We start from the raw sequence: 10,081 nt of genomic DNA, 5'->3' as shown, positions 1-10,081 counted from the left end.
GTCGGCTCGTCCCCGGCCTGCGAAACGCCGGCAGGCCCGGCCTGCGAAGGATCTGCGGACCCGGCCTGCGAAGGATCTGCGGACCCGGCCTGCGGAAGATCCGCGGGCGCGGCCTGCGGAAGATCCGCGGGCGCGGCCTGCGGAAGATCCGCGGGCGCGGCCTGCGGAAGATCCGCGGGCGCGGCCTGTGCAGGATCGGCCGGGCGCGGCGAGGGCGTGGCCGGGGAGGCGGCCGGGGGCGGCGTGTCGGCGTGCGAGTCCTGCTCGCCCGGCGCGGGCTCGGTGCCGGGGTCCGGCTCGGCCCGCGGGGCGCGATCGGCGGCCGGGGGCGCCACGGGGTCTCCGTGCGCCGCCGGCATCCCGCCGGTCTTCTCGTCGTCGGTCATCGGCGGCCCTACGCCCGGAACAGGTGCCGGCGGATCGCGGCCACGTTGCCGAAGATCCGGACGCCGAGCACCACCACGACGCCGATGGAGAGCTGGCCGCCGACGCCCAGCTGGTCACCCAGGTAGACGATGATGCCGGCGACCAGCACGTTCGAGATGAACGAGACGACGAACTGCTTGTCGTCGAAGATCCCGTCGAGCTTCGCGCGCACGCCGCCGAAGACCGCGTCCAGCGCGGCCACGACCGCGATGGGCAGGTAGGGCTGCAGTGCCGGAGGCACCGTCGGGTGGAAGACGATCCCGAGCGCCACTCCGGCGATCAGGGCGAGTACGGCGATCATCAGCCGCCTTTCGACGCTTTGCTGGACGGGGACGTCGACGCGCCGGCGTACGGCACGGCCTGGCGCAGGTTCGGCTCGGTTGCGGCGTCGAGGGCGAGGTTCTTGGCGCCGGCGACCTCGTAGGTCATGCCGTAGCGGGTGCTCAGCGCCCGGAAGAAGCGGCCCGCCGCGCCGTCGCGGAAATCGTCGGCGAGCGACTCCGGGCCGATGGCGACCACCTGGTAGGGGGTGGTGACCGGCCGGAAGTCGACAAGGATCGCCTCGCCGGCCTGCCGGATGGTCGAGGTGGCGGTGAGCCGCTGGCCGTTGACCGCGATCGCCTCGGCGCCCGCCGCCCAGAGCGCGTTGGCGGCGGTCTGCAGGTCGGTGTCGCGCACCCGGGCCTCGCTCTTGCGCTCGCCGGTCAGCGGGTCGACGGGTGTCGGACCGTCGCCGACGACGACCTTGGCGCCCGGTCCGCGCACCGGCGCGAGCCCGGTCTCCGCCTCCAGGTCCCGCAGCCGGGCCACGGCCGCGCCGCCCAGTTGCTTCTCGCGCAGGTCGGCGACCTCCGCGCGGAGCCCGTCGGCGCGGTCCTGCAGCTCGGAGGTGCCGGCCCGGCGGCTCTGCACCTGCTCGATCAGGGTGTCGCGGGCCTGGGTGCGGGCCGGCGCGGCGGCCATCGTCTGCTGGTAGGCGACCACCAGCAGGAAGCCGAGCGCGACCAGGGTCAGGGCGCTGATGCCGCTGATCACCCTCTTCGGGGTGCCGGTCACGCCCTCGCCGCGGGCCTTGCGGGCGGCGGCGTCGGCGTAGCCGGGGTCGAGCGGATTCTGGAACAACTCGGTCAGGAAGTCGGGCGCGAACCGGCGCTGCCCGTCACCGGCGTCGGGCGAGGTCATCCGGCGACGGTCCCGGCCCGGGCGGCCCGGTCGGCGCGCAGCATCGCCCGGGCCTGCGCCAGGTAGAGCACCGCCGCCGCCCAGTAGAGGCCGAGCGCCCACCAGGCCAGGGCCCAGCCGATCGGCAGGGCGACCACCGCCGTCGACGGCACGGCCTCGGCGAGCAGCAGCACCGGGAACGCACCGAGCAGCACGAACGTGCCGGTCTTGCCCAGGTAGTGCACGGGCGGCGGGCCGTACCCGTGGCGGCGCAGCACCAGCAGGGCGACGCCGAGCACCGCCTCGCGCAGCAGCAGGGCGACGGTCAGCCACAGCGGCACCACGCCGCGCACGGTGAAGCCGATCAGGGTGGCGAGGATGTAGAGCCGGTCGGCGAACGGGTCGAGCACCTCGCCGAGGCGGCTGACCGAGTTCATCCGGCGCGCCACGTAGCCGTCGACCCAGTCCGTCGTCCCGCCCAGGGTGAGCACGATGACGGCGGCGACGTCGTGCTGCGGGCCGAGCAGCAGGTAGAGGAAGAGCGGCACGCCGAGCAGCCGGACGAAGCTGATGACGTTGGGAATCGTCCAGATCCGGTCGGAGGCGCCGATCGGCGCGGCCGGTACGGGTGTCACGTGCGCAGGCTGCTGCGACATCGCGCCTCTCCCCCCTGCCGGCCTCGGGTCCCCACCCGTGGACGTCACTTACGCGGCCCCGCCGCCGGCCCATGCCGCTCTGCCGGGCGCACCCGGGCCGGTCGCTCGCGGAGCCACTATAACCAGGCCAGTCCCCGCGCCGATCGACCCCGGCCGCCCGGCGCGACCGCTGTCGCCTCGCACACCATGCCTAGAGCATCCTAGGATGAAGGTGCCGGGCACCGCCGGTCAGCGTCTGCCGCGGCGGCTGCGCACGTAGTCGTCGACCACGTAGCGGCCGAGCTCCGAGATGTCCGGGCTGAAGACCCGCCCGCCGCTGCGCTGGGCGACCGCGTCGACAAAGCGGCGCAGGCCCGGGTCCTCCCCCAGCATGAAGACGTTGAGCGTCGCGCCGTAGCGGGTGAGCAGGTCGACCTCGTGGACCGTGAGCCGCACCGTCTCCGGCAGCGTCGGCCAGCTGAAAAAGGCCTGGCCGTCGTCCTCCAGGTGCGCGGTCGGCTCGCCGTCGGTGACCACCAGCACGACCGGCTCCGCGCCCGGATGCCGGCGCAGGTGCCGCCCGGCCAGCTTCAGCGCGTGCTGCAGGTTGGTGCCCTGCACCATGTCCGGCTCGATCGCCGCGAGCTCGCCCTGCGACAGGCTCATCGCGTAGCGGCCGAAGCCGACGATCTGCAGCGAGTCCTGCGGGAACCGCGTCGCCACCAGGTGCGACAGTGCCAGGGCCGTCTGCTTCATCGGGCCCCAGCGGCCGTCGGCGAACATCGAGTAGGACAGGTCGACGCAGAGCGCCACCACCGCCGAGGCCCGGCGTTCGGTCTCGGCGACCTCGAAGTCCTCCGGCTCGAGGCGGACCGGCAGCGTCCCGACGCCCGCCGTGCCGGCGCGGCGGCGCACCGCGTTGCCGATGGTGCGCACCACGTCGAGGGGCTGCTCGTCGCCGAACCGCCAGCGCCGCGACGACCCGATCAGGTCGCCGGCCGCGCCCGCGTCCCGCAGGTCGTGCTCGCCGCCCTTGCGGCCGGACAGGTCCTCGAAGACCCGGGCGAGTGCCGTGCGGCCGAGCCGGCGCAGCGCCTTGGGCGACAGCGTGAGGCCGCCGGCGTCGCGGGTGACCCAGCCCTGCCGGCGCAGCTCGCGTTCGAGCTCGCGCAGCCGGCGCACGTCGTCCGCGGCGGCGCGGCCGAGCTGACGCCCCACCGCCTCGACGTCGACGTCGTCCAGGGTCGCGCCGGGATGCTCCTGGCCGAGCTGCCCGATCAGGTCGTCGAGCTCGCCCAGCTCGCCGAGCGCCGCGGCGGCGTCGCCGTAGCCGAGATCCTCGCCGCCGCGCATGCGCTCGCCGCGGTTCCAGTCCAGCTCGGGACGCAGCGCCCGCAGGTTGTCGGTCAGCTCGGCGAGCCCGCCTCGCAGCGGGCCGTCGCCCAGCGCCTCGTCCATGAGCCGCGACAGCTCCTCGCGCTGCCGCGGGCTCAGCGAGCGCATCAGCCGCTCGGCGGCCGCGGCGCGCCGGGCCAGGGAGTCGATCAGCTCGTCGACGGTGTGCGGGTTGTCCGGGAAGAATTCGCCGTGCTTGTCCATGAACCGCTGGAACGCGTCGGCGGTGTCCTCGCCCCGGGCATGCCGGCCGAGCAGGTCGTTGAGGTCGCCGACCATCTCGGCGACCCGGGCGTCGGTGGCCGGGTCGCGGCCCCGCAGCGCGTCGCGCATGCCCGCGAAGCGCTGCTCGACCACCTCCCGGCGCAGCCCGTCGAGGATCTGCTGGTAGGTGGCGCGGGCCTCGTCGCTGACCCAGTCGTAGTCGGACAGCTCCCGCACCGCCTGCGCGGTGGAGCCGGGCAGGTTGTCCAGCACCGCCTCGTTGAAGCGGGCATCGTCGTCGTCGCGGCCGCGCAACGCGTCGCGTTCGGCCGCGACGGCCTGGTCCAGCAGCTGCCGGGCCCGGGTGACCGCGCCGTCGAGGTTGCCGCGGCGCAGGGTCTCGCGGCGCAGCCGCCGGGCCCGGGCCGCGAGGTCGTCGAGGCCGCGGCCGTCGTGCGGGCCGCGGCGCAACAGATCACGCAGGGCGTCGCGGAGGCTGTCGCCGGCGAGCACCCGCTCGCCGACCTCGTCGACCGCCGCGCGCACGTCGTAGGGCGGCGCGAGCGGGTCGGGCCCGTCGCGCCAGGCACCGTAGCGGAACCGATTGCCGGTCACGGTCAGTTCCCGTAGCGGATGTGGCCGTCGTCGGTCAGCTCCTTGGCCAGCCGGCGGGTGAGGTGCAGCCCCTCCAGGACGAACTCGACGCCGGACGCGGCCTGGCCGGGGCTCGGCGCGTCGCCGAGGCCGAGCCGGTCGAGGACCTTGGCGAGCCCGGGCACGGTGCCGATCTGGCCGAGCAGCTCCTGCGCCGAGACCAGCTCGCCGGTCTCGATGACGGCGTCGCCGGCGACCAGGTCGGTGAAGCCGGACAGGTCGAGCCCGCCCAGCCGGGCCCGGAAGGTCTCGGCGGTGGCCAGGCGCAGCAGGTGGCCGAGGATCTCGGTCTCGCGGCCCTCCTCGCCGCTCTCGAACTCGACCTTGCCGCGCAGGGTGCTGGTCACCGAGATCGTGTCGCAGATCCGGGCGACGGCCTCGCGCTCGTTCCTGAGCCCGGCCCGGCGCAGCGCGGACGCGGCCACGGTCTCGGCCGCCGCGATGGCGAACCGGGCGGAGACCCCGGAGCGGGCGTCGACGGCCGGCGACTCGCGGACCGCGCGGGCGTGCCGGGCGATGACGTCGATGAGGTGGTCCGGCACCGCCGCCGCGAGGTCCGCCTCCTGCCGGATCAGCGCCGTCTCCAGCTCGACCTCGAGCGGGTAGTGGGTGCGGATCTCGGCGCCGAAGCGGTCCTTGAGCGGGGAGATGATCCGGCCCCGGTTGGTGTAGTCCTCCGGGTTGGCGGACGCGACCAGCAGCAGGTCGAGCGGCAGCCGCAGCTGGTAGCCGCGGACCTGGATGTCGCGCTCCTCCAGCACGTTGAGCAGCGACACCTGGATGCGCTCGGCCAGGTCGGGCAGCTCGTTGACGGCGAAGATGCCCCGGTTGGTGCGCGGCACCAGGCCGAAGTGGATGGTGTCCGGGTCGCCGAGGGCCCGGCCCTCGGCCACCTTGATCGGATCGACGTCGCCGATCAGGTCGCCGACGCTGGTGTCCGGGGTGGCGAGCTTCTCGCCGTAACGCTCGGAGCGGTGCAGCCAGGAGATCGGCAGCAGGTCGCCGGCCTCGGCGGCGAGGCGCCGCGACGCCGGGGTGAGCGGATGGTACGGGTGTTCGCGCAGCTCGGAGCCGGTGATGTAGGGCGTCCACTCGTCGAGCAGGTCGACGAGGCCGCGGATGAGCCGGGTCTTGCCCTGCCCCCGCTCGCCGAGCAGGACCATGTCGTGGCCGGCCAGCAGGGCGCGCTCGACCTCGGGCAGCACGGTGTCGTCGTAGCCGACGATGCCGGGGAAGCGCGGCGCGCCCCGGCGCAGCCGGTCGAGCAGGTTGTCGCGCAGCTCCTGTTTGACGGTGCGGAACTCGTGGCCGCCGGCGCGGAGCACGCCGAGGGTGCGCGGAAGATCGGTGGGTGGTGTGGGTACGAGCTGTGTGGGAGCTTCGGTCACCCCGGAAACGCTACCCCCGCCCTGTGACAAGTGACGTGGGCCGCGTCCGGCGCCGGCGAATCGGCCCTGTCCCGGGCCGACACGCGGCGAGCGTTTCCGCACCTGGCGCAGGGCGACGACCTGGGGCGGCCCGGCCGGCTCACGGTCACCCTGACCCCCAGCGAGCGGGGCGTACGGGTGAGCGGCACGGCGGCGCCGAGGCCCGGAAAGGGCCGCCTACTAGAGTCGGGTACCGATGAGCGCCACGATGATCGTCCGGGACCTTGCCGCGGGACACGGCGAACGCACCCTTTTCAGCTCGCTCGACCTGGTGGTCGCGCCCGGGGACGTGATCGGACTGGTCGGCGTCAACGGCGCGGGCAAGACGACGCTGCTGCGTACGCTCGCGGGTCTGCTGCCGGTCGAGGCCGGCGCGGTGACGCTGAGCCCGCCCACCGCCAACGTCGGCTACCTGCCGCAGGAGCGGGACCGGCGCCCGGGCGAGACCGTGCGGGACTTCCTGGCCCGGCGCACCGGCGTCGGCCCGGCACAGGACGCGATGGACCGCGCCGCCGAGGCCCTGGCCGGGGACGTGCCGGGCTCGGACGAGACCTACGGCGCGGCGCTGGAGCGCTGGCTGGACCTGGGCGGCGCCGACCTCGAGGAGCGCGCCGAGCAGGTCGCCGCCGAGCTCGGCCTCGCGGTGGCCCTCGACCATCCGATGACGGCGCTCTCCGGCGGCCAGGCGGCCCGCGCCGGGATGGCGTCGCTGCTGCTCAGCCGCTACGACATCTTCCTGCTCGACGAGCCGACCAACGACCTCGACCTGGACGGCCTGCGCCGGCTGGAGGAGTTCACCGCACGCCTGCGCGCGGGCACCGTGCTGGTCAGCCACGACCGCGAGTTCCTCACCCGGACGGTCACCGCGGTGCTCGAGCTCGACCTGGCCCAGCAGCAGGTCCGGCTCTACGGCGGCGGCTACGCCGCCTACCTCGAGGAGCGCGAGCGGGCCCGCCGGCACGCCCGCGAGGACTTCGAGGAGTACGCCGACCGCAAGGGCGCGCTGCTGGAGCGGGCGCAGATGCAGCGCGGGTGGATGGAGCACGGCGTGCGCAACGCCCGCCGCAAGGCCAAGGACAACGACAAGATCGGCCGCAACGTGCGGGCCGAGTCGACGGAGAAGCAGGCCGCCAAGGCGCGCCAGACCCAGCGGATGATCGAGCGGCTGGACGTCGTCGAGGAGCCCCGCAAGGAGTGGGAACTGCGGATGGAGATCGCCGCCGCGCCCCGCGCCGGCGCCGTCGTGGCCACCCTGCGCGACGCCACGGTACGCCGGGGATCGTTCACGCTCGGCCCGGTGACGCTGCAGATCGACTGGGCGGACCGGGTGGCGATCACCGGCGCGAACGGCTCCGGCAAGTCCACGCTGCTGGCGGCCCTGCTCGGCCGGCTGCCGCTCGACGCGGGCTCGGCCGTCCTCGGCCCCGGCGTGGTCGTCGGCGAGGTCGACCAGGCGCGCGGGCTGTTCCTGGGCGAGGAGCCGCTGATGGCCGCGTTCGGCGCCGCGGTGCCCGACGTCTCCGACGCCGACGTGCGAACGCTGCTGGCCAAGTTCGGGCTGCGGGCGGCGCACGTGCTGCGCCCCGCCGACACCCTGTCGCCGGGCGAGCGGACCCGGGCCGCGCTGGCCCTGCTGCAGGCCCGCGGCGTCAACCTGCTGGTGCTCGACGAGCCGACGAACCACCTCGACCTGGTCGCCATCGAGCAGCTCGAGGCGGCGATGGCGAACTACGCCGGCACCCTGCTGCTGGTCACCCACGACCGGCGGATGCTCGAGGCGGTGCGGACCACCCGGCACCTCGAGGTGGCCGGCGGCAAGGTCACGGGCTGAGGTCCCGCGGCGCGCTGACCGGGCCCTCGTTGCCGGACCGGTCCAGAGCGCTGAGGCAGTAGGAGGCGCCGGCGGCGGGCGGCGACGGGTCGACCACCTTGCTGCCCACGCGGCCGGTCGCGACCAGGTTCGCGGCGGCGCCGTCGACCCGGTAGAGCGCCCAGCTCACCGGCTCCGCGCCCGGGCCCGGCTGCCAGTCCAGCTCGACCTTGCCGCCGGAGGTGCGGGCGGCGACGACCCGGGGCGCGGCCGGCGGCCGGGCGGGCAGCCGCGCCATCACCGGCAGCAGCGCCGGCGCGGCATAGTGGTGGTCGCGGTAGCGGCTGACCGCGCCGAGCTTGTCCTGGCGGATCTGCTTGGCGCTGAAGTGCACGCTGCCCTGCACGGCGTAGCGGTCGTTGAGGGTGAGCTGGCGGTCGAGCTGGTCGGGCCGGCTCCACGGGCCCTTCTCGCCGACCCGGTAGTCGCCCTGGCCGACGTACAGCTGCACCTGCGTGCCCTCGACCAGCCTGGACCACCACGGCAGCACCTTGGCGTAGTCGGCCCGGTCGAAGCCGATCGCCCAGTACAGCTGCGGCACGACGTAGTCGAGCCAGCCCTCGCGTACCCAGGTGCGGGTGTCGGCGTAGATGGCGTCGTAGCTCTGCAGGCCGTGCGTGTCCGAACCGGTCCGGTCGGTCTCGGCGTTGCGCCAGATGCCGAACGGGCTGATGCCGAACTTCACCCACGGCTTGAGCTGCTTGATCCGCTCGCTCATCTCCCGTACGAGGGTGTCGACGTTCGCCCGGCGCCAGTCGCCGCGGCTCTGCGACTTGTCGGCGCGCCTGGCAAAACTCCTGTCGTCGTTGAACTCGTGCCCACCGCCCTCCGGGTACGGGTAGAAGAAGTCGTCGAAGTGCACCCCGTCCACGTCGTACCTCTGCACGGCCTCGAGCATCGCGTCCTCGACGAAGCGCCGGGCGGCCGGGATGCCCGGGTCGAAGTAGAGCCGGGCCCGCGCGCCCTCGGGGTACGAGATGGCCCAGTCCCGGTGCTTGAGCAGCGGATGGCCGGGCGCGAGCTTGGCGAAGTCGGCGCCGGGCCCCGACGGCGCGGGCTGGGTGCCCCGGTACGGGTTGAACCAGGCGTGGAACTCGAGGTTGCGGGCGTGCGCCTCGGCGACCATGAACTCCATCGGGTCCCAGCCGGGCGACCTGCCGTCGCGGCGGCCGGTGAGCCACTCGGACCAGGGCGCGTACTTCGAATCCCAGAACGCGTCGCCGCTGGGCCGCACGTGCACGAAGATCGCGTTGTGCCGCATCGACACGGCCAGGTCCAGCCACCTGAGGTACTCGGCCTGCACCCGCTCCTTGCTCAGGCCGGGCCGGCTCGGCCAGTCGATGTTCATCACCGTGGTGAGCCACATGCCGCGCAGCTCCCGCGTCGCCTTGACCGGCACGGTCCCGCACCTGCCGACGCTGCCACCGCCGGGCCCGGCCGGTCCGGCGACGGGGCTGGTGCCGGGCGGGTCGTACAGGGCGGCCCGCAGCAGCCCGGCGCCGAGGACGGCGACGCCGAACAACACGGCGGCGACGATCAGTACGGGTCGGACTCCGGGACGGCGCATGGCACCCAGTGTGCCCGGCCATAGGCTCAGGCAGTGAACGTGGTCGTGGTGGGCGCGGGACTGGCGGGGCTGGCCTGCGCCCGCGAGCTGTCGGCGGCGGGCGTGCGGGTCCGGGTGCACGAGCGCGACCGGGTGGTCGGCGGGCGGCTGGCCAGCGACCGCCTCGGCGGCCGGTACGCCGACGTCGGCGCCGCGTACTTCGTCGCCGACGACCCGGGCTTCGCGGCCCTGGCCGAGCGGTGGCGGGCCCGCGGGCTGGCCCGGCCGTGGACGGACACCCTCGCGGTGTACCCCGGCACCGGCGGGCCGGCCGCCGGGCCGATGCGCTGGGCGGCGCCCGGCGGGCTGCGCTCGCTGGCCGAGGACCTGGCCCGCGGGCTCGACGTCGCCCTCGGCCACCCCGTGGAGGCGGTCCCGGGCGACGCCGACGCCGTCGTGCTGGCCATGCCCGGGCCGCAGGCGCTGCGGCTCGGCCCGCCGGCCACGATCGCCGACGCCGCCCGGGCGCAGGTGTGGGAGCCGGTGCTCACGGCCGTCTGCGCGTACCCGAGGCGGTCCTGGCCCGACTTCCACGGCGCGTTCGTGAACGACCATCCGGTGCTGGCCACCGTCTGCGACGACGGCGACCGCCGCGGCGACCGCGCCCCGGTGCTGGTCGCGCACTCGACGGCCGGGTTCGCCCGGCCGCGGCTGTCCGACCCGGGCGCGGCCGCCGGCGAGCTGGCCGCGGCGGTGAACGACC

At 74.9% G+C, this 10,081-nt stretch carries 8 protein-coding genes and 1 pseudogene; 2 read left to right on the top strand and 7 right to left on the bottom strand.

Annotated features, from left to right (window positions below):
- From AB0F10_RS41250 to AB0F10_RS41225, 6 genes and pseudogenes are all read right to left on the bottom strand, one after another.
- Positions 1–386, bottom strand: a pseudogene (locus AB0F10_RS41250) (hypothetical protein); the annotation flags it as partial.
- 8 nt (positions 387–394) lie between these two features.
- Positions 395–727 carry a small basic family protein gene (locus AB0F10_RS41245; RefSeq protein ID WP_360638719.1) on the bottom strand — a complete coding sequence of 111 codons (333 nt, stop codon included), beginning with the start codon at positions 725–727 and terminating at the stop codon, positions 395–397.
- Positions 727–1,608: a DUF881 domain-containing protein gene (locus AB0F10_RS41240; RefSeq protein ID WP_360638716.1), complete on the bottom strand. Its 882-nt coding sequence runs from the start codon at positions 1,606–1,608 to the stop codon at positions 727–729. The genes AB0F10_RS41245 and AB0F10_RS41240 overlap by 1 nt, the downstream gene beginning before the upstream one ends.
- Positions 1,605–2,243 (bottom strand): CDP-alcohol phosphatidyltransferase family protein, encoded by a 639-nt coding sequence (locus tag AB0F10_RS41235; protein ID WP_360638713.1) that lies wholly within the window; start codon positions 2,241–2,243, stop codon positions 1,605–1,607. The genes AB0F10_RS41240 and AB0F10_RS41235 overlap by 4 nt, the downstream gene beginning before the upstream one ends.
- 228 nt (positions 2,244–2,471) lie before the next feature.
- Positions 2,472–4,436, bottom strand: a complete 1,965-nt coding sequence (locus tag AB0F10_RS41230) for a hypothetical protein (protein ID WP_360638710.1) — start codon at positions 4,434–4,436, stop codon at positions 2,472–2,474.
- A gap of 2 nt (positions 4,437–4,438) precedes the next feature.
- Positions 4,439–5,863 (bottom strand): sigma 54-interacting transcriptional regulator, encoded by a 1,425-nt coding sequence (locus AB0F10_RS41225; RefSeq protein ID WP_360638707.1) that lies wholly within the window; start codon positions 5,861–5,863, stop codon positions 4,439–4,441.
- A gap of 235 nt (positions 5,864–6,098) precedes the next feature.
- On the opposite strand from AB0F10_RS41225, the gene AB0F10_RS41220 reads away from it, so the two are divergent.
- The gene (locus tag AB0F10_RS41220) at positions 6,099–7,733 is read left to right on the top strand and encodes an ABC-F family ATP-binding cassette domain-containing protein (RefSeq protein WP_360638704.1); all 1,635 of its coding nucleotides are present in this window, start codon (positions 6,099–6,101) and stop codon (positions 7,731–7,733) included.
- Here AB0F10_RS41220 and AB0F10_RS41215 read toward each other — a convergent pair.
- On the bottom strand, positions 7,723–9,339 hold the full coding sequence (locus tag AB0F10_RS41215) for a family 10 glycosylhydrolase (RefSeq protein WP_360638701.1): 1,617 nt from the start codon (positions 9,337–9,339) through the stop codon (positions 7,723–7,725). The genes AB0F10_RS41220 and AB0F10_RS41215 overlap by 11 nt on opposite strands.
- A 39-nt stretch (positions 9,340–9,378) precedes the next feature.
- On the opposite strand from AB0F10_RS41215, the gene AB0F10_RS41210 reads away from it, so the two are divergent.
- The coding region (locus AB0F10_RS41210) for an FAD-dependent oxidoreductase (RefSeq protein WP_360638722.1) at positions 9,379–10,081 on the top strand (703 nt) is incomplete at its 3' end.

The sequence above is a fragment of the Actinoplanes sp. NPDC026623 genome (assembly GCF_040638275.1).
Taxonomy (GTDB): Bacteria; Actinomycetota; Actinomycetes; order Mycobacteriales; family Micromonosporaceae; genus Actinoplanes.
Note: the sequence above shows the minus strand (reverse complement) of the source record. Positions and strands in the feature narration are given on the sequence as shown.